This window comes from Streptomyces xanthochromogenes (assembly GCF_014650455.1).
Taxonomy (GTDB): Bacteria; Actinomycetota; Actinomycetes; order Streptomycetales; family Streptomycetaceae; genus Streptomyces; species Streptomyces xanthochromogenes.
The window spans coordinates 169,459-188,803 of the sequence record NZ_BMUZ01000009.1; the positions used below are offsets into that span (position 1 = coordinate 169,459).

A 19,345-nucleotide genomic window follows, 5' to 3' on the forward strand; every position below is an offset into this window, starting at 1 on the left:
CGCGGACCGCGCCGGGCTCGTCGCGCAGTTCCCCGCGCCCCTCAAAGGGCACCTCATCGCCGGCGCCCGCACACCCAAGCCCCGCTTCACGCTCATTCCGCGGACCGCGCCGGGCTCGTCGCGCAGTTCCCCGCGCCCCTCAAAGGGCACCTCATCGCCGGCGCCCGCACAACCGAAGACCCCTCCGCCCTTTTCCGCGCCCCTGGCGGGGCCCGGTGGGCCTTCAGGGGCGCGGGGAACTGCGCGAGCGGCCACGCACGGTCTGCTGTGGTCGGCGGCGCGCCACCCATGCCCCCGGAGGGTTTCGGGAAGGGGTGGGGCGGGGCGATCCCCGCCGGAGGCGGCCCTCGGAGGCGGCCCCCCGAGGCGGGCCCGGCCTCAGATGAAGTTCAGGGCCCCCGCCGCGCCCACCCCGCCCAGCACCATGAACGCCGGCATCAGAATCTTCAGCTCGACCCAGCTGCCCGCACGGAAGCGCATGGCCTTGGGCGGCCCGAGCGGCGCCCAGCGCTTGCGACCGAGCGGGATCGGCCACAGGATCGGGCAGCCCGAGACGGTCAGCGCGTCACCGATGTCGTGCACCAGGGCGCCGAGAATGATCGGCAGGCCCAGCCAGAGGTACTCCTGGCCGGGGCCGGTGAACAGCCAGTCCGAGCCGTTGCCGGGCTTGTCGAGGACGCCGGCCAGGATCCACGCGCTGGTCGCCCCGAGCAGCCACACCAGGACGTCGCTGGAGACGCGGGCGGCCCGCCACAGCAGGCCTTCCACCGCGAGGACCAGATGGACGAAGAGGATGGTCAGGACCGCCCAGCGCCCGCCGAACACCGCCGCCGCCGAGGCACCCGCCCCTATCAGGACGGCCCACAGCCAGGTGTGGGTCAGCGTGCGGTGACCGCCGTTGCGGCGCGGGTCGCCGGGGCCCCGGGTCGCCTTGTAGACCGCGTGCGAGAGGTCGTCGACGATGCCGCACAGCGCCTTGGACACCGGCCCGAAGGCGCGCGAGATCGTCGCCGACTTGTGGTCGAGGTCGGGCGCGAGCGCCGCCCCCGCCGTGATCAGGGCTCCCACGACCAGTACCGGCCACGGCATGGCGTACCCGGTGGCGGCCGCGGCCGCGCCCACCCCTAGCCAGGCCGCGGCCCCCGACAGTGAGTGCGCTGGTCCCATCATGGCCGTGCCCCGCCCCATTCCTCTTGCTCAGCAACCCAGTTGACGGCCCGTCCGCGGACGGGCCGAGCTGGCAGCCTACCTGCGATGATCTTCGCGCCGGTGGCCGGTTCCCGCTTCGGGCCCCGCGCCAGGCAAGATGGGGGCGTGACCCTTATCGATCAGCTGCCGCCGAGTGCCGACCCCGATGCCCTCTTCGAGGCTTTCTCCACCTGGGCCGAGGGCCAGGGCATCACCTTGTACCCGGCCCAGGAGGAGGCGCTGATCGAGGTCGTGTCCGGGGCCAACGTGATCCTCTCCACCCCCACGGGATCGGGAAAGAGCCTGGTCGCGGCGGGTGCGCACTTCGCGGCGCTGGCCCGGGACGAGGTCACCTTCTACACCGCGCCGATCAAGGCGCTGGTCTCGGAGAAGTTCTTCGACCTGTGCAAGCTCTTCGGCACCGAGAACGTCGGCATGCTGACCGGTGACGCCTCCGTCAACGCGGACGCCCCCGTCATCTGCTGTACCGCCGAGGTCCTCGCCTCGATCGCGCTGCGCGACGGCAAGCACGCCGACGTCGGCCAGGTCGTCATGGACGAGTTCCACTTCTATGCCGAGGGCGACCGCGGCTGGGCCTGGCAGATCCCGATCCTGGAACTCCCGCAGGCCCAGTTCGTCCTGATGTCCGCCACGCTCGGCGACGTCTCGATGTTCGAGAAGGACCTGACGCGCCGCACCGGCCGCGAGACCGCGGTCGTCCGCTCGGCCAGCCGGCCCGTGCCGCTCTCGTACGAGTACGTGACGACGCCCATCACCGAGACGCTGACCGAGTTGCTCGAAACCCGGCAGGCGCCGGTCTACATCGTGCACTTCACGCAGGCCCAGGCGGTCGAGCGAGCGCAGTCGCTGATGTCGATCAACATGTGTACGCGCGAGGAGAAGGACAAGATCGCCGATCTGATCGGCAACTTCCGCTTCACCACCAAGTTCGGCCAGAACCTGTCCCGTTACGTCCGGCACGGCATCGGCGTGCACCACGCGGGGATGCTGCCCAAGTACCGCCGTCTGGTCGAAAAGCTGGCGCAGGCAGGCCTGTTGAAGGTCATCTGCGGCACCGACACCCTCGGCGTCGGCGTCAACGTCCCCATCCGCACGGTGCTGTTCACGGCCCTGACGAAGTACGACGGCACCCGCGTACGCACCCTCCGGGCCCGCGAGTTCCACCAGATCGCGGGGCGCGCGGGCCGGGCCGGCTTCGACACCGCGGGCTATGTCGTGGCGCAGGCGCCCGAGCACGTCATCGAGAACGAGAAGGCGCTCGCCAAGGCCGGCGACGACCCGAAGAAGCGCCGCAAGGTGGTCCGCAAGAAGGCCCCCGAGGGCTTCGTGGGCTGGTCGGACACCACCTTCGAGAAGCTGATCGGCTCCGAGCCGGAACCGCTGACCTCCCGCTTCCGGGTCACCAACATCATGCTGCTCTCGGTGATCGCCCGGCCGGGCAACGCCTTCGAGGCGATGCGCCACCTCCTGGAGGACAACCACGAGCCGCGCAAGGCGCAGCTGCGGCACATCCGCCGGGCCATCGCGATCTACCGCTCGCTGCTCGACGGCGGCGTGGTGGAGCAGTTGGACACGCCGGACGCCGAGGGCCGCACGATCCGGCTCACCGTCGACCTCCAGCAGGACTTCGCGCTGAACCAGCCCCTGTCGACGTTCGCGCTCGCCGCCTTCGACCTCCTGGACCCCGAGTCGCCGTCGTACGCGCTCGACATGGTCTCGGTCGTCGAGTCGACCCTGGACGACCCGCGCCAGATCCTCGCCGCGATGCAGAACAAGGCGCGCGGCGAGGCCGTCGGACAGATGAAGGCGGACGGGGTCGAGTACGAGGAGCGCATGGAGCGGCTCCAGGACATCTCGTACCCGAAGCCGCTGGAGGAGCTCCTGTGGCACGCGTACAACGTCTACAAGAAGTCGCACCCGTGGGTCGGTGACCACCCGGTGTCGCCGAAGTCCGTCATCCGTGACATGTACGAACGGGCGCTCACCTTCACGGAGTTCACGTCCTGGTACGAGCTGGCGCGCACCGAGGGCATCGTCCTGCGCTATCTGGCGAGCGCGTACAAGGCGCTCGACCACACCATCCCGGACGATCTGAAGACCGAGGACCTGGAGGACCTGATCGCCTGGCTCGGCGAGATGGTCCGCCAGGTCGACTCCTCGCTCCTCGACGAGTGGGAGCAGCTCGCCAACCCCGAGGTGCAGACCGCCGAGGAGGCCCAGGAGAAGGCCGACGAGGTCAAGCCGGTCACGGCCAACGCCCGCGCCTTCCGGGTGCTCGTGCGCAACGCGATGTTCCGCCGGGTGGAGCTGGCGGCCCTGGACAACCTCACGGCGCTCGGCGAGCTGGACGCGGAGTCCGGCTGGGACGCGGACGCGTGGGGCGAGGCGATGGACAAGTACTGGGACGAGTACGACGACCTCGGTACCGGCCCCGACGCGCGCGGACCCAAGCTGCTCTCCATCGAGGAGGACGCGGCGCACGGGCTCTGGCGCGTCCGTCAGGCGTTCGCCGACCCGAACGGCGACCATGGCTGGGGCATCAGCGCGGAGGTCGATCTGGCGGCCTCCGACGAAGAGGGCCGTGCGGTGCTGCGCGTCACCGACGTCGGCGAACTGTGACCCACACCCCCTGTTCCGGAAGGACCGCGACGACATGACCAACCCGGCGGAGAGACTCGTCGATCTGCTCGACCTGGAGCAGATCGAGGTCAACATCTTCCGCGGCCGCAGCCCCGAGGAGTCCCTCCAGCGGGTCTTCGGCGGCCAGGTCGCGGGCCAGGCCCTCGTCGCGGCCGGGCGCACCACGGACGGCGAGCGCCCGGTGCACTCGCTGCACGCCTACTTCCTGCGTCCGGGCCGGCCGGGCGTGCCGATCGTCTACCAGGTGGAGCGGGTCCGCGACGGTCGCTCCTTCACCACGCGGCGGGTCACGGCGGTGCAGCAGGGCCGCACGATCTTCAATCTGACGGCCTCCTTCCACCGCCCGGAGCCCGGCAGCATCGAGCACCAGCTGCCGCCGCGTCTGGACTTCCCCGAGCCGGAGTCGCTGCCCACGGTCACCGAGGAGATCCGCGAGCACCTGGGCGCGCTGCCGGAGGCCCTGGAGCGGATGGCGCGCCGCCAGCCGTTCGACATCCGGTACGTGGACCGGCTGCGCTGGACGCCCGAGGAGATCAAGGGCGCCGATCCGCGCAGCGCGGTGTGGATGCGTGCGGTGGGCCCGCTCGGCGACGACCCGCTGGTGCACACCTGCGCGCTGACGTACGCGAGCGACATGACGCTCCTGGACGCGGTGCGCATCCCGGTCGAGCCGCTGTGGGGGCCGCGCGGCTTCGACATGGCCTCGCTCGACCACGCGATGTGGTTCCACCGCCCCTTCCGGGCCGACGAGTGGTTCCTGTACGACCAGGAGTCCCCGGTCTCCACGGGCGGCCGGGGCCTGGCCCGCGGCCGGATCTACGACCGCGAGGGCCACTTGCTCGTGTCGGTGGTCCAGGAGGGGCTCTTCCGCCCCCTCACCCCGGCCACCGACTGATCAACTCACCTTTTTCCAGAAGGAGTTACCGATGAGCCTGTACGACATCCCGCTGCGCACCCTGACCGGCGAGCCGACCTCGCTCGCCGACTTCAAGGGCCGGGCGGTGCTCGTGGTGAACGTGGCGTCCAAGTGCGGCCTGACCCCGCAGTACGCGGGGCTTGAGCGGCTCCAGCAGCAGTACGGCGAGCGCGGCCTGACCGTGCTCGGCGTTCCCTGCAACCAGTTCGGCGGCCAGGAGCCCGGCACGGCCGAGGAGATCGGCACGTTCTGCTCGGCGACGTACGGCGTGACCTTCCCGCTCCTGGAGAAGACCGACGTGAACGGCGAGGGCCGCCACCCGCTCTACACCGAGCTGACGAAGACCGCGGACGCCGAGGGCGAGGCCGGCGACATCCAGTGGAACTTCGAGAAGTTCCTGATCTCCCCCACCGGTGAGGTGGCGGCCCGCATCCGTCCCCGTACCGAGCCCGAGGCCCCCGAGGTCGTCGCGCTGGTCGAGGCGAACCTGCCCGCCTGACCCCCTGCGCGCGAAGGCGCCCCGCCCTCGTCCGAGGGTGGGGCGCCTGGGCCTCGACCGGATCTTGGGGCCGCGCTCCGCGCGTTAGCGGATCGGCATGCCCGCCAGGGTGCGGGCGATGACGAGCCGCTGTATCTCGCTGGTGCCCTCGAAGATGGTGTAGATGGCGGCGTCCCTGTGCATGCGCTCCACCGGGTACTCGCGGGTGAAGCCGTTGCCGCCGAGGATCTGGATCGCCTGGCCGGTGACCTTCTTCGCGGTCTCGCTCGCGTACAGCTTGGACATCGAGCCCTCGGCCGACTCGAACTTCTTGCCCGTGGTCGCCATCCAGGACGCGCGCCACACCAGCAGGCGGGCCGCGTCGATCTGGGTGCGCATGTCGGCGAGCTGGAAGGCGATGCCCTGGTTGTCGATGATCGGGCGGCCGAACTGCTCGCGGGTCTTGGCGTATTCGAGCGCGTAGTCGTACGCGGCCCGGGCGGTGCCGACCGCCATCGCGCCGACCGCCGGGCGGGAGGCCTCGAAGGTGGCCATCGCGGCGTTCTTCACGCGCTCGCCGCCGCCCGCCTTGGCCTTCTCACGGGAGCGGGCGAGCCGCTCGTCGAGCTTCTCCTTGCCGCCGAGCAGGCAGCTGCCCGGGACGCGGACGTCTTCGAGGACGACCTCGGCGGTGTGTGAGGCGCGGATGCCGTGCTTCTTGAACTTCTGCCCCTGCGTCAGGCCCGGGGTGTTCGGCGGCACGATGAAGGAGGCGTGGCCCTTGGAGCCGAGCTCGGGGTCGACGACCGCGACGACGACGTGCACGGCCGCGATGCCGCCGTTGGTCGCCCAGGTCTTGGTGCCGTTGAGGACCCACTCGTCCTTGGCCTCGTCGTACACGGCCCGGGTGCGCATCGAGGCGACGTCGGAGCCGGCGTCCGGCTCGGAGGAGCAGAAGGCGGCGACCTTGACGTCGTTCACGTCGCCGTACATCTGGGGTATCCAGGTGCCGATCTGCTCCTCGGTGCCGTTGGCGAGGACGCCGACGGCGGCCAGGCCGGTGCCGACGATGGAGAGCGCTATGCCCGCATCGCCCCAGAACAGCTCCTCCATGGCGACCGGGATGCCGAGGCCGGTCGGGTCGAAGAACTGCTGAGCATAGAAGTCGAGGGAGTAGATTCCGACCTTGGCGGCTTCCTGGATCACCGGCCAGGGGGTCTCCTCGCGCTCGTCCCACTCGGCGGCGGCGGGGCGGATCACGTCCTTGGCGAAGCCGTGCAGCCAGTCCCGGACCTGCTTCTGGTCGTCGTTGAGATCCATCGTGAACTCGGCCATGTCCCCTCCACCACTCCAAGCGTTACTTGCGGTAACCGCAGTCTGTTACCGGCGGGTAGCCGCTGTCAACCGAGCATCGGCCCCGCAGCACCGCGGGCGGGCGGAGTGTTACGTTGCGCAAGGCTTCCGAGACCAGGAAACCCACGGAAGACGCAAGTGCGGGACGCGCAGTACGGGCGGGGAGAAGAGACCCATGGAGACCACACAGCAGGCCGAACAGCAGCGCACGGCGGCGGAGCGCCGGCGGCGCGAGCTGCTGGAGGCGGCGGACCGGGTGGTGCTCCGGGACGGCCCACAGGCCTCGATGAACGCGATCGCGGCGGAGGCGGGCATCACCAAGCCCATCCTCTACCGGCACTTCGGCGACAAGGGCGGCCTCTACCGGGCGCTCGCCAAGCGGCACACCGACGCGCTGCTCTCCGCGCTGCGGGCCGCGCTCGACGCACCGGCCGAGCGGCGCGAGCGGGTCGAGGCGACGCTGGAGACCTATCTCGCGGCGATCGAGGCGCGCCCCCAGGTGTACCGGTTCCTGATGCACCCCGCCGAGGACGCACCGGCGCCCGAGTCCGAGCAGGGCTTCGACGTGGGCCGGCACTCGGCGCCGCTGCTGCGCCGCATGGGCGAGGACCTGGGCGTGGTCATCGCGGAGCGGATCGACCTCGGGCCGGGCAGCGAAGTGCTCGCGCGGGTCTGGGGGCACGGGATCGTCGGCATGATGCATGCGGCGGGCGACTGGTGGCTGGGTGAACGCCCCTGCTCCCGCGCCGAGTTGGTCCAGGCGCTGGCCGACCTGCTGTGGGGACGCCTGGCGGCGGCGGGCGACCGGGCGGGCGGCCCGGGGTTCTGACCCCCACCCCGCGCGTTCGGGGCGGGCGCCCTGAGGGCGCGGCACGGGGTCCGCGGCGTGGCCCCAGGAGGTCAGCTCCACCCCGCCTTGCGGATCGCCCGCCGCAAGCGAGCGTGGTGACGGCCCGTTACGCGGTCGGCGTACACCACACCCTCCAGGTGGTCGCACTCGTGCTGGAGGCAGCGCGCGAAGAACCCCGTACCCTCCACCCGAACCGGCGCGCCCAGGAGGTCCACCCCTTCCACGACCGCGCGGTCGAAGCGCGAGGTCGGCGCCTCAAGGCCCGGCAGCGACAGACAGCCCTCGGGACCGCGCACCTCGACGCCGTCCGCCTCCACCAGACGGGGGTTGACGACGTGGCCCAGATGCCGGACGTCCTCGTCGTCGGGGCAGTCGTACACGAACACCCGCTGGGCGACGCCGATCTGGTTCGCCGCCAGGCCGACACCGTCGGCCGCGTACATCGTGGCGAACATGTCCTCGACGAGCCGGTGCAGGGCGGACCCGAACTCCGTGACGGGTTCACAGGGCGCGTGGAGCAACCCGTCACCGAGGAGACTCATCTCTCGTACGGAGCCGGAACTGCCGGGAATGGGACGGTGGCGCATGGGCGCAAGCGTACGTTCCGGTGACCTGGCGGCATTCCGGATGGTGGCGCGGTTCGGGCCGCTGACCGGATCTCGATAGGCTGACACCCGACCCAGGCGCAAGGAGGATCAAGGACGATGTCAGGACACGATGGAGGTGCCGGGCCCCTGTCACCGCGAGCCAAGCTGGCCGTGACCGCGGGCAAGGCCGCCGCGGCCGTGTCGCGCGCGGCGGGGCGGGGCAGTGGATCGGTGATCGGCGGGCGCGTCGCGCTCAAGCTCGACCCCGATCTGCTCGGGCGGCTCGCCACTCATCTGGACGTCGTCCTGGTGTCGGCGACCAACGGCAAGACGACCACGACCCGGCTGATCGCCGAGGCGCTGCGGGCCAGCGGCCCGGTGGTGTCGAACGCGCTCGGCGCCAACATGCCGGCCGGCATCACGTCGGCGCTCGCGGGCGGTTCGGACGCGAAGTACGGCGTGATCGAGGTCGACGAGAAGTACCTGGCGGGAGTCGCGCGCGATGTGACGCCGAAGGCGATCGCGCTCCTCAACCTCTCCCGCGACCAGCTCGACCGCGCCGCCGAGACCCGGATGCTCGCCGAGAAGTGGCGCGAGGGGCTTTCGGGCTCCAAGGCCGTGGTGATCGCCAATGCTGACGACCCGCTGGTCGTGTGGGCGGCGTCGTCCTCCCCCAACGTGGTGTGGGTGGCGGCCGGTCAGGAGTGGAAGGACGACGCCTGGTCGTGCCCCGCCTGCGGCGGTGTGATGCAGCGTCCGGGCGACGACTGGTTCTGCGGTGAGTGCGGTTTCCGCCGCCCGGCGCCCAGTTGGGTCCTCAACGGCGACTACGTCCTCGACCCGCACGGCTCGGCCTGGCCGATCCACCTCCAGCTGCCCGGCCGCGCCAACAAGGCGAACGCCGCCACCTCCGCCGCGGTCGCCGCGGTGTTCGGGGTGCCGCCGCAGGTCGCCCTGGAGCGCATGTACCAGGTGCAGGCGGTCGCGGGGCGCTATGACGTGGTCAGCTTCCAGGGCCGTGAGCTGCGGCTGCTGCTCGCGAAGAACCCGGCGGGCTGGCTCGAAACGTTTTCCCTCATCGACCCGCCGCCGACCCCGGTCGTCCTGTCCGTCAACGCCCGTGGCGCGGACGGCACGGACACCTCGTGGCTGTGGGACGTCGACTACACCCGGCTCGCCGGTCACCCGATCTTCGTGATCGGCGACCGCAAGCTGGACCTGGCGGTACGCCTGGAGGTCGCGAACCTGGACTTCCGGGTCTGCGAGAACCTGGAGGAGTGCGCGCAGCTGGCACCGCCCGGGCGGATCGAACTCATCGCCAACTACACCGCGTTCCAGGACGTCCGCCGCGTCGTCGGCAACTGAGCAAGGCAGGAGCAAACTAGCGACATGGCAGACAACAGCCTGCGCCTCGTGTGGGTCTACCCCGACCTGCTGAGCACCTACGGCGACCAGGGCAACGCCCTGGTCGTGGAGCGGCGGGCGCGCCAGCGCGGCCTGGACGTGCACCGCCTCGACGTGCGCAGCGACCAGCCGATCCCGACCTCCGGTGACATCTACCTCATCGGCGGCGGCGAGGACCGCCCGCAGCGGCTCGCGGCCGAGCGGCTGCGCCGCGACACCGGTCTGAGCCGCGCCGCGTCCAACGGCGCGATCATCTTCTCGGTCTGTGCCGGATACCAGATCCTCGGCCACGAGTTCATCAACGACCTCGGCGAGCGCGAGCCGGGTCTCGGCCTGCTCGACGTGGTCTCGACCCGCGGCGAGGGCGAGCGCTGCGTCGGCGACGTGCTCGGCGACATCGACGAGCGGCTCGGCCTGCCCCAGCTGACCGGCTTCGAGAACCACCAGGGCGTCACCCACCTCGGCCCGACGGCCCGCCCGTTCGCCCGGGTGCGCCTGGGCAAGGGCAACGGCACCGGCGACGGCACCGAGGGCGCGTACAACGACACCGTGTTCGGTACGTACATGCACGGCCCGGTCCTCGCACGCAACCCGCAGATCGCGGACCTGCTGCTCAAGCTGGCGCTCGACGTGAACGCGCTGCCGCCGACCGACGACCGCTGGTACGAGGCGCTGCGCGCGGAGCGCATCGCCTCGGCGACGCAGCCCGCCTGACGCGCGGCGCCGCCCACCCGGGTCGGGCCGCGCGACGCGTCGACCGGGCGCCACCGGCCCCGGGCGGCCCGGCCGACGTTTCGTACGTTCGTACTACGTCCATCAGTCGGACCTCCGATTCGGCCCCCGTCACCCTGCGCCGGTAGGGTGACGGGGATCCAACCGGACGACGTGGTCCGGTCGTCGGCCCACGTTGCAAAGGTTCTCCGGGCAATGCGAATTGGTGTGCTCACCTCCGGCGGCGACTGCCCCGGCCTGAACGCCGTCATCCGATCCGTCGTGCACCGCGCGGTCGTCGACCACGGCGACGAGGTCATCGGCTTCCACGACGGCTGGAAGGGCCTGCTCGAAGCCGACTACCGCAAGCTGGACCTCGACGCGGTCGGCGGCATCCTCGCCCGTGGCGGCACCATCCTCGGCTCCTCCCGCGTCCAGCCCGCGCATCTGCGCGACGGCGTGGAGCGCGCCAAGGGCCATGTCGCCGACCTGGGTCTCGACGCGATCATTCCGATCGGCGGCGAGGGCACCCTGAAGGCCGCGACGCTGCTGTCGGACGCGGGACTGCCCATCGTCGGTGTGCCCAAGACCATCGACAACGACATCGCCTCGACCGATGTCACCTTCGGCTTCGACACCGCCGTGGGCGTGGCGACCGACGCGCTCGACCGCCTGAAGACCACCGCCGAATCGCACCAGCGGGTGCTGATCGTCGAGGTCATGGGCCGGCACACCGGCTGGATCGCCCTGCACTCGGGCATGGCCGCCGGCGCGCACGCCATCGTCGTGCCCGAGCGCCCCTTCGACATCGACGAGCTGACCGAACTGGTCGGCCGGCGCTTCTCGGCGGGCAAGAAGTTCGCGATCGTGGTCGTCGCCGAGGGCGCCAAGCCGCGTGAGGGCTCGATGCAGTTCGACGTGGGCGGCACCGACGTCTACGGCCACGAGCGCTTCGCCGGCGTCGCCCGCCAGCTCTCCATCGAGTTGGAGCAGCGCCTGGACAAGGAGGCGCGCCCGGTCATCCTCGGCCACGTCCAGCGCGGCGGCACGCCCACCGCCTACGACCGGGTGCTCGCCACCCGCTTCGGCTGGCACGCGGTGGAGGCCGCCCACCGCGGCGAGTTCGGGATGCTGACCGCGCTGCGCGGCACCGACATCGTCATGGTCCCGCTCGCCGAGGCGACGGCCACCTTGAAGACCGTCCCGGCCGAGCGGTACGCCGAAGCGGAGTGCGTGCTCTAGCCTCCGCCGCCGCGGTCGCTTCCGGATTGTTTTGTACGCAATGAACCGCCCCCGCCCGCATCGTCGGCCGGGGGCGGTTCTAGTCTGGTGCGGGACAACCGGTACGAATCAGGAGTCAGCGGATGGATCACAGCGGGCACGGCATGGACATGAACATGGACCTGCCGCCGTTCACGCTGGCGCGGGGCCTCGAATGGTCGGCGGACTCCTTCTTCCTCATCGGCTGCCTGCTCGGGCTCGCCCTGTACGCCTGGGGCGTGGTCCGGCTCCGGCGGCGCGGTGACAACTGGCCGGTCAGCCGGATGATCTTCTGGACCGTGGGCGTCCTGACCATCGCGTTCGTCATGTGCACCAAGCTCAACGACTACGGCATGGTCATGTTCAGCGTGCACATGGTGCAGCACATGGTGATCAGCATGCTGTCGCCCATCCTGCTGCTGCTCGGCGCCCCGGTCACCCTCGCGCTGCGCGCGCTGCCGGTGAGCGCGACGCGCGGCCGCAAGGGCCCGCGCGAGCTGCTCCTGATGCTGCTGCACAGCCGGTACATGAAGGTCGTCACGCATCCGGCGTTCACCATCCCGCTGTTCATCGCGAGCCTGTACGGGCTCTACTTCACGCCGATCTTCGACTTCCTGATGGAGTCGAGGACCGGGCACATCGCGATGATGGTCCACTTCCTCGCGGTCGGCCTGGTCTTCTTCTGGCCGATCATGGGCGTGGACCCGGGGCCGCACCGGCCCGGCTACGTGATGCGGATGCTGGAGCTCTTCGCCGGCATGCCCTTCCACGCGTTCTTCGGCATCGCCCTGATGATGGCCAGCGAGCCCATGATCGGCACGTACAAGAACCCGCCCTCCTCCCTGGGCATCGACGCGCTCACCGACCAGCAGGCGGCCGGCGGCATCGCCTGGGCGTTCAGCGAGATCCCCTCGGTGCTCGTGCTGATCGCGCTGGTCTTCCAGTGGTACGCCACCGAGAAGCGCCAGGCGCGCCGCACCGACCGTGCCGCCGAGCGGGACGGCGACCGGGAGCTTCAGGCCTACAACGCCTATCTCGCCTCGCTGAACACGCGCGGCCAGTAGCGCCGGGACCCTCCGCGGGGGGACCATGGTCCTCACGGCACCCGCCGGGAGGAAGGGGACGCGATGCCCCGCTCGACGAAGTCGATGATGGTGCTCACCCTGGCCATGCTGGTGGTGATCACGGCATACACGGTGGCGCTCGGCAGCAACGGCTGGCTGTGGTTCGGCTGGGTGGTGCTCGGACTCACCACGCTCGGGACGGCCGCGACGTCCCGCAGCACCTAGGGCGGCCCGCGGCGCCCGGACCGGTCAGCCGAGCCGCACCACGGTCTGCTGGGTCGCTCCCCCGGTGCCGCTGAGGTCGCCGAAGGCGAGGGTCAGGGATGCGCCGGTGGTGGCGCCCGTGAGCGTGGCCGGGCGTGCGGTGACCGATGCGACGGCCCGGCGCCAGGTCAGGGTGAGCGAGGTCTGGGCGCGCATGGGGTCGCTGACGCAGATCACGGCGGTGCCGTCGCCGCGCTCGCTGATCATCACGGAGCAGGGTGCGCTGGCGGTGAGCGCACCGGCGGTGCCGCCGAACCAGAAGTTGACCCCGGTGAAGCCGAGCGCGGGCACCGCGACGCCCTGCTGGTCGTCGGTGTTGGCCAGGACGGTCGGCCAGCCACCGGCGGCGGCGCGGGCCGCGGTCTGGGCCGCGGAGGCGCCCGGCATCAGGACGTATGCGTATCCGGCGCCGGACGGGTCGGTGCCGTGGTCGGCCCACAGGGTGAGGTAACGGCGACTGACCGGTGTCGTCGCGCTGCCCTTGTTGAGGTCGCTCCAGCGTCCGGTGCGCTCCTCGCGCCGGGCCCGTACGGTCGCGCGGCCGGGGAAGACATAGCCCGCGTGGCCCGCGAGGTGGGCCCAGGAGGCGCCGGTCAGGGTCGCCGACCAGGGGTAGGCGGAGGGCTGGACGACTCCGTCGACGGTCAGGGCGGAGGCGCCGGTCGGCCCGAGGTTGCGGTTGTCGACGGTCGACTCGACGACGGCGCCGTCCCGGCAGGTGATGCCGGCGCCCAGACACACGATCGCGTCGTCGAGGCAGAACCAGGACTTCTTGGCGACGAGGGTGCTCCCCAGCCCCTTGAGGTACTGCCCGATCGAGGCGCGCTGCCCGTCGGTGGCTCCGCCCACCCAGTTCACATCGGGCCGGGACGCTCCCCAGTCGCCGCCCGCGGCGTCCGCGAGGACCTTGCGGGACGCGGTGGTGCCGGGCAGCCGGTAGGGGTCCACGGTGGGCCAGAAGGCGTCGCTGTACTGGCCGTTGGCGTAGGTGTCGCCCCACCAGTAGAGCATTCCGGAGCCGGTGTGCCAGCCGTGCAGGTTCTCGCCGTTGCCGGTCTCGTAGTACGTGATCCGCTTGTCGGCCATGCTGATCGAGGCGGCCCAGGCGGGGCGCCGGTGGGTGGCCCGGGACATGTGGGGGAAGAGCCGGTGTCCGACGGGTTCGGCGATCGCGGCGAGCGCGCTGTCGGCGTCGACTCCCTGGAGGAGGGCGAGGCCGGGAACCGTGAGGAAGCCGTCGCTCAGCGGCGGGCTGTAGTAGTCGCGCCGCATCCAGCCCTTCACGAGCCCGCGCCAGCGGAGGTTCTCGGCGCTGGAGGCACCCTGGCCGAGCAGGACGATCGAGGCGAGGATCGCGTGGCCGCGCACATGGTCGTCCTGCCGGCGGCCGGCCGGATCGCCCGCCGAGACGCCCCGGCTGATGGCGCGACCGGCCACGCCGTCCATCGCGAGGCCGTTGTAGAGGAAGGGCGCCCAGGCGTTCTCGACGGCGTCGAAGACGATCTGCCGGGCCGGGTCCGACACCGCCCAGGCGGAGCCCGCCAGCAGGGCGAACAGCATGCCGAGACCGCCGAGCATCACCGACCCGTAGGAGGCGGTGTAGGGCACGTAGGTGTGCTGGACGAAGGAGCCGTCCGCGTAGAGGCCGTCGCCCCCGCTCACGTACGGGAAGACCGGTGAGAGCGCGCTCGCGGCCAGGGAGAGCTTCGCGGAGCTCTTGCCGAGGACGCCGCGCAGGGCGAGCACCCGGCAGAGGTCGACGCGGTTGGCGCCGGTGCTGGTGCCGGCGTAGACGGCGACCGCACTGTCCGGCACGAAATGGTCAACCGCCTTGAGAAAGCTGGCCACTTGGGCCGAGGAGAGGTGGTCGTACAGCAGGACGCAGGTGTCGAGCAGCGCCTGCGGTGCACCGATCTGCCAGTTGTACCAGTTGCCGAAGCTGGAGCGGCCTTCGCCGTAGACGTCGTCGTGGAGGTGGTCGAGGCCGGTGACGACGGCCGCGGCGAGGCCGCTGTCGCCGGTGAGGCCGGTGCCCGGCTGACTGTAGGCCTCGGCCATGGTGCGGAGCCGGTTGTAGCTGTCGTTCATCCTGGCCGAGTAGCCGAACGACTCCTGGTCGGTGTCGGGATCGGGGTCGGCGTACCCGGCGTCGGGCCACAGCGATCCGCTCGCCGGTGCCATGGTGGCGAGCAGGGACGCGGCCGAGGTGCCGAGGTCGGCGAGCCTGGACTTGAACGGCTCGGCGGTGGGCGCGAAGCCGGACCCGAGGATCAGGGTGCGCCAGGTGGCGCGCAGCGCGTCATAGGCGTCGGCGGCGCTCGCCCGCGGGGCGCCGACGGTCCCCAGAGCGAGGGCCGAGGCGCCGGTCGCGTACAGAAAGCCACGACGGGACCAGGGAGCGGTCATGGGGACTCCAGCCCGGAACGGGGAAGGCGAGGGAGGGGTGCACACGCTGACGTGAACGGTTTGTACACGCCGTGCTTCGTCCGCTCAAGAACTCGCGCACAAATGATCGATTGATCGATCCGCCGCCGGGCCGGCCGCCGGTGGTTACAGCGGCCCGGGCCTCGCCCTACACTGGCCACCCTTCTGCATGGTGAGGAGCTCGCGGGTGCTCTATTACATCCTCAAGTACGCAGTTCTGGGGCCCCTGTTGAGACTGCTGTTCCGACCCCGGCTCGAAGGCCTCGAACACATCCCCGACGAGGGCGCGGCGATCGTCGCCGGCAACCACCTGTCCTTCTCGGACCACTTCCTGATGCCGGTGATGCTGAAGCGGCGCATCACCTTCCTCGCCAAGCAGGAGTACTTCACCGGGCCCGGCATCAAGGGCCGGCTGACCGCCGCGTTCTTCCGGGCGGTCGGGCAGATCCCGGTGGACCGGTCCGGCAAGGAGGCGGGGAAGGCCGCGATCCGGGAGGGGCTCGGGGTGCTCGCCAAGGACGAGCTGCTCGGCATCTACCCGGAGGGCACCCGCTCGCCCGACGGCAAGCTGTACAAGGGCAAGGTCGGCGTCGCGGTGATGGCCATCAGGGGCGGGGCTCCGGTGATCCCGTGCGCCATGGTCGGCACCTTCGAGATCCAGCCGCCCGGCCAGGTCGTCCCGAAGATCAAGCGGGTGTCGATCCGCTTCGGCGAGCCGCTCGACTTCTCCCGGTACGAGGGGATGGAGAACGAGAAGGCCGTCCTGCGGGCGGTGACCGACGAGATCATGTACAAGGTCATGGAGCTGTCGGGCCAGGAGTACGTCGACCGGTACGCGGCCGATGTGAAGGCGGAGGAGTCCCGGCGCTTTCGGGGCCTCATCGGCTGAGGGGTCCTCATGGACCGGGGCCGGGAGCCCCGCGCACGGCTGGGCGCCACGCCCTGACAAAGGGGGGCGGCCGGAGAATTCCCGGCCGCCCCCTTCCGTCACTGCCTTGGCTCAACTACCGCCTACGGAACGGGCGTTGCGTGGGGGGTGCACGTGTAGTCGGCCTTGTCGGTCTTGCCGGTGAGCAGGTAGTCGTCCACGCGCGAGTTGATGCACGGGTTGACGAGACCGGTCACACCGTGGGAACCGGCGCCCTTCTCGATGACGAGGCGCGAGTTCTTGAAGGCCTTGTGCAGCTCGACGGCGCCCTGGAACGGGGTGGCGGCGTCATTGGTGGACTGCACGATCAGGACCTGCGGGAGACCCTTGCCGGTCTTGACCTCGATCGGGTTCTGCTGCTTCGTGGACCAGGTGGCGCACGGCAGGTTCATCCAGGCGTTGGACCAGGTCAGGAACGGGTAGTCCTTGTTGAGCCGGGTGTTGTCCCGGTCCCACTTGCGCCAGCTGGTCGGCCACTTGGCGTCCGCGCACTCGACGGCCGTGTAGACCGCGTTGCCGTTCTCCGAGGCGATGTTGCCCGCGATGTCCGTCATGTCGGACGCGGCTGCCGCGACGACCGGCTTGCTGTCGCCCGCCGCGTAGGCGCTGAGCGCCTTGGCGACCGGGACCCAGTACGAGTCGTAGTACGGGGCCTTCTGGAAGAACCCGAGCAGCTCGGCCGGGCCGACCTTGCCGTCGAGCGGGTTCCTCTTGGCGTCGGCGCGCAGCTTCAGCCACTGCGCCTCGACCTGCGCCCGGGTGGTGCCGAGGTGGAACTTGGAGTCGTACTTGGCGACCCAGTCCTCCCACTCGTTCCAGCGGGCCTGGAAGGCGACGTCCTGCTCCAGGTTGGCCTGGTACCAGATGTTGTCCTGGTCCGGGTTGACCACGCTGTCCACGATCATGCGGCGGACGTGCGAGGGGAACAGCGTGCCGTAGACCGCGCCCAGGTAGGTGCCGTAGGAGACGCCCAGGTAGTTGAGCTTCTTCTCGCCGAGGGCAGCCCGGATGACGTCCAGGTCGCGCGCGGTGTTCGGCGTGGTCAGGTACGGCAGCATCCAGCCGCTGCGCTCGGCGCAGCCGTCCGCGTACTCGGCGGCGAGCTTGCGCTGCGCGCGCTTGTCGGCCTCGCTGCTCGGCACCGGGTCGGCCTTCGGACCCTTGGCGTACTCCTGCGGGTCCACGCACGAGATCGGCGTGGAGTGGCCCACGCCGCGCGGGTCGAAGCCCACGAAGTCGTAGGCCTTGGAGGTGTTGGTCCAGAGCGGGTTCTTCTTGGTCACCCGGGTCGGGAACTGCATGCCCGAGCCGCCGGGGCCGCCGGGGTTGTAGATGAGGGCACCCTGGCGCTCGGCCTTGGTGCCGGTGTTGCCGATGCGGTCGACGGCGAGCTTGATCTGCTTGCCGTTGGGCCGGGCGTAGTCCAGCGGAACGCTGACGTAGCCGCACTGGATGGGCTTGGCGATCGCCCAGTCCGTGGGACAGTCCGTCCAGTTGATGCCCTGCCTGGCCGCCCGGTCGGCGGCGACCTGTACGCCACGCGCCTCGGACCGACCGTGGTCGCGGTTGTCGGCGTTGGCGACCGGAGCCGCTATCGCGCCCACCATCAGCGTGCCCGCGATCAGTGTGCCGGCCGAGCCGAGCACTGCGGTGCGTCTCAAGTGGTACCTCCCCCTGCTGAAGTGCGCTGTCAGTCTCAGCGCTCCATTTGGGCCTGTCGGGCGATCCTTTCGTCTGTGAGCCCACTGTGCACAGGCCGTACAGGTGTTTTTTTACCGAACCGATAGCCGGTGCGCGGTGTTCCGCTGAGCGGTCAGCGTGTCGTGAGGTGGCTTCGCAGGGCGTCGTCGAGGACGTGACGCAGCAGCCGGGCGTCCGGCGCGACGGCCGTGACGAGCAGGGCGGGTCCGGCCAGCGGGGTGAGCACGGCGTTGTCGCCGAGCATCCTGGGCTCGGCCGGACGGTCCGTGAACTCGGGCCCCACGACGAGCAGTTGGCCCGCGGCCCGGTGCCCGCCGAGCACCGCCGCACCGTCCCAGCCGCCGCTTGCCCCCGGACCGTATGCCAGCTCCTGGTCGAGGAGCGGGCGCCCGGCGCGGTACACGGTGAGGCGGGTGGCGAGGGTGCCGGGCTGCTCGCCGTGCCGGCCGAGCACCTGCTCCTCGCGGTACACGAGGCGGGCGCCGGGGGCGAGGTCGATCCGGGTGCGCATGGCGAGGTCGCTGCCGGCCGCCGAGATGAGCTGCTCGGGCAGCCAGCGCAGCTCGGCGTCCGCACCGACGGTGAGGCGTACGTCGTAGTGGGCGCGCTCGCCGTCGCGGCCGGGCAGGGCGATGGTGGCGGCCGCCGAGTCGACGTGCAGCCTCGCCCCGTCGCGCACTTCGGCCTCGACGGCGATCCGGTCGCCGCCGAGCGGGGCGCTCATCGCGCCGACGACGGTGACCCGGTGGTAGGGGCCGCGGGCCCGGGTGCGCCGCAGCGCGAGCGGGCCCTCGCCCTCAAGGACGGGCAGGCCTTCGGGGGTGGCGACGATACGGGCGGTGGCGCGCACCCCGCGCGCGCCGAGGGTCAGGCCGCCCATGCCGCGAGCTGCTCCCGCACCCAGCCGGCGACCCGAGCGACACCCTCGTCGGACCTCAACGACTGGAAGACGACGGGGAGTTCGCCCCGCTGCTCCTTGGCGTCCCCGGCCATCCGCGCCAGGTCGGACCCGACGTAGGGCGCGAGGTCGGTCTTGTTGACCACCAGCAGATCGGCGGTGGTGACGCCCGGGCCCCCCTTGCGCGGGATGTCGTCACCGCCGGCCACGTCGATGACGAAGATCTGGGCGTCGACGAGGCCCTTGGAGAAGGTGGCGGTGAGGTTGTCGCCGCCGGACTCGACGAGGATCAGGTCGAGCGGCCCGACCGTGTCCTCCAGGTCCTCGACGGCTTCGAGGTTGGCGGAGATGTCGTCGCGGATGGCGGTGTGCGGGCAGGCCCCGGTCTCCACGGCCTGGATGCGCTCGGGCGGCAGCACGGCGTTGCGCAACAGGAAGGCGGCGTCCTCGCGGGTGTAGATGTCGTTGGTGACGACGGCGATGGACAGCTGGTCGCGCAGGGCCCGGCAGAGCGCGGCGACGGTGGCGGTCTTCCCGGACCCGACGGGTCCCCCGAGTCCGACGCGCAACGCCCTGCGCCGGCCGTCGGGCCGGTGGGCGTCGGCGCTGACGGGTGCGGGGCCGTCGTGGGAGTGGTCGAGGTGCATGGGGTCTCCAG

At 71.1% G+C, this 19,345-nt stretch carries 17 protein-coding genes; 10 read left to right on the forward strand and 7 right to left on the reverse strand.

The window, feature by feature from the left end; translation table 11 throughout:
• Positions 1-378 precede the first annotated feature (378 nt).
• Positions 379-1,170: a metal-dependent hydrolase gene (locus IE267_RS23505; RefSeq protein WP_100572880.1), complete on the reverse strand. Its 792-nt coding sequence runs from the start codon at positions 1,168-1,170 to the stop codon at positions 379-381.
• An 84-nt stretch (positions 1,171-1,254) separates the two neighbouring features.
• Between IE267_RS23505 and IE267_RS23510 the strand changes: the two genes are divergently transcribed.
• From IE267_RS23510 to IE267_RS23520, 3 genes are read left to right on the forward strand one after another with little or no spacing between them, the layout of a single operon-like run.
• Positions 1,255-3,828 (forward strand): DEAD/DEAH box helicase, encoded by a 2,574-nt coding sequence (locus IE267_RS23510; protein WP_167155405.1) that lies wholly within the window; start codon positions 1,255-1,257, stop codon positions 3,826-3,828.
• Positions 3,829-3,862: 34 nt separating this feature from the next.
• Positions 3,863-4,744: an acyl-CoA thioesterase gene (locus IE267_RS23515; protein WP_167155401.1), complete on the forward strand. Its 882-nt coding sequence runs from the start codon at positions 3,863-3,865 to the stop codon at positions 4,742-4,744.
• A gap of 31 nt (positions 4,745-4,775) precedes the next feature.
• Complete coding sequence (locus IE267_RS23520) at positions 4,776-5,264, forward strand: glutathione peroxidase (protein WP_161256411.1); 489 nt, start codon at positions 4,776-4,778, stop codon at positions 5,262-5,264.
• An 84-nt stretch (positions 5,265-5,348) separates the two neighbouring features.
• Here the strand turns inward: IE267_RS23520 and IE267_RS23525 are convergent, their stop codons facing one another.
• Positions 5,349-6,578 carry an acyl-CoA dehydrogenase family protein gene (locus tag IE267_RS23525; protein ID WP_161256414.1) on the reverse strand — a complete coding sequence of 410 codons (1,230 nt, stop codon included), beginning with the start codon at positions 6,576-6,578 and terminating at the stop codon, positions 5,349-5,351.
• A 193-nt stretch (positions 6,579-6,771) separates the two neighbouring features.
• Here IE267_RS23525 and IE267_RS23530 point away from each other — a divergent pair, with 193 nt between their 5' ends.
• A complete protein-coding gene (locus IE267_RS23530; RefSeq protein ID WP_167155393.1) occupies positions 6,772-7,425 on the forward strand; it encodes a TetR/AcrR family transcriptional regulator in 654 nt (217 codons plus the stop codon).
• A gap of 71 nt (positions 7,426-7,496) precedes the next feature.
• On the opposite strand, the gene def is transcribed toward IE267_RS23530, so the two are convergent.
• Complete coding sequence (gene def, locus IE267_RS23535) at positions 7,497-8,033, reverse strand: peptide deformylase (RefSeq protein ID WP_189764583.1); 537 nt, start codon at positions 8,031-8,033, stop codon at positions 7,497-7,499.
• 117 nt (positions 8,034-8,150) lie between these two features.
• Between def and IE267_RS23540 the strand changes: the two genes are divergently transcribed.
• The 5 genes from IE267_RS23540 to IE267_RS23560 all read left to right on the forward strand — a co-directional run bounded on the left by IE267_RS23540 (position 8,151) and on the right by IE267_RS23560 (position 12,697).
• On the forward strand, positions 8,151-9,398 hold the full coding sequence (locus IE267_RS23540) for a Mur ligase family protein (RefSeq protein ID WP_161256422.1): 1,248 nt from the start codon (positions 8,151-8,153) through the stop codon (positions 9,396-9,398).
• Between the two features lie 24 nt (positions 9,399-9,422).
• Positions 9,423-10,151, forward strand: a complete 729-nt coding sequence (locus IE267_RS23545) for a type 1 glutamine amidotransferase (RefSeq protein ID WP_100572871.1) — start codon at positions 9,423-9,425, stop codon at positions 10,149-10,151.
• A 213-nt stretch (positions 10,152-10,364) separates the two neighbouring features.
• Positions 10,365-11,390 carry a 6-phosphofructokinase gene (locus IE267_RS23550; protein ID WP_167155390.1) on the forward strand — a complete coding sequence of 342 codons (1,026 nt, stop codon included), beginning with the start codon at positions 10,365-10,367 and terminating at the stop codon, positions 11,388-11,390.
• Between the two features lie 122 nt (positions 11,391-11,512).
• Positions 11,513-12,472 (forward strand): cytochrome c oxidase assembly protein, encoded by a 960-nt coding sequence (locus tag IE267_RS23555; protein ID WP_167155387.1) that lies wholly within the window; start codon positions 11,513-11,515, stop codon positions 12,470-12,472.
• Positions 12,473-12,535: 63 nt separating this feature from the next.
• On the forward strand, positions 12,536-12,697 hold the full coding sequence (locus IE267_RS23560; RefSeq protein WP_167155384.1) for a hypothetical protein: 162 nt from the start codon (positions 12,536-12,538) through the stop codon (positions 12,695-12,697).
• Positions 12,698-12,721: 24 nt separating this feature from the next.
• Here the strand turns inward: IE267_RS23560 and IE267_RS23565 are convergent, their stop codons facing one another.
• Entirely contained in the window at positions 12,722-15,142 is a 2,421-nt protein-coding gene (locus IE267_RS23565) for a polysaccharide lyase 8 family protein (protein WP_189764584.1), read from the reverse strand.
• Positions 15,143-15,347: 205 nt separating this feature from the next.
• On the opposite strand from IE267_RS23565, the gene IE267_RS23570 reads away from it, so the two are divergent.
• Positions 15,348-16,049 (forward strand): lysophospholipid acyltransferase family protein, encoded by a 702-nt coding sequence (locus IE267_RS23570; RefSeq protein ID WP_167156450.1) that lies wholly within the window; start codon positions 15,348-15,350, stop codon positions 16,047-16,049.
• Between the two features lie 122 nt (positions 16,050-16,171).
• On the opposite strand, the gene IE267_RS23575 is transcribed toward IE267_RS23570, so the two are convergent.
• From IE267_RS23575 to ureG, 3 genes are all read right to left on the reverse strand, one after another.
• Positions 16,172-17,695, reverse strand: coding sequence for an alpha/beta hydrolase (locus IE267_RS23575; RefSeq protein ID WP_189764769.1), 1,524 nt, complete (start codon positions 17,693-17,695; stop codon positions 16,172-16,174).
• A 206-nt stretch (positions 17,696-17,901) separates the two neighbouring features.
• On the reverse strand, positions 17,902-18,669 hold the full coding sequence (locus IE267_RS23580) for an urease accessory protein UreD (RefSeq protein WP_189764585.1): 768 nt from the start codon (positions 18,667-18,669) through the stop codon (positions 17,902-17,904).
• Positions 18,657-19,334 (reverse strand): urease accessory protein UreG, encoded by a 678-nt coding sequence (ureG, locus tag IE267_RS23585; protein ID WP_189764586.1) that lies wholly within the window; start codon positions 19,332-19,334, stop codon positions 18,657-18,659. Before ureG ends, IE267_RS23580 begins: the two co-directional genes overlap by 13 nt.
• Positions 19,335-19,345: the final 11 nt, after the last annotated feature.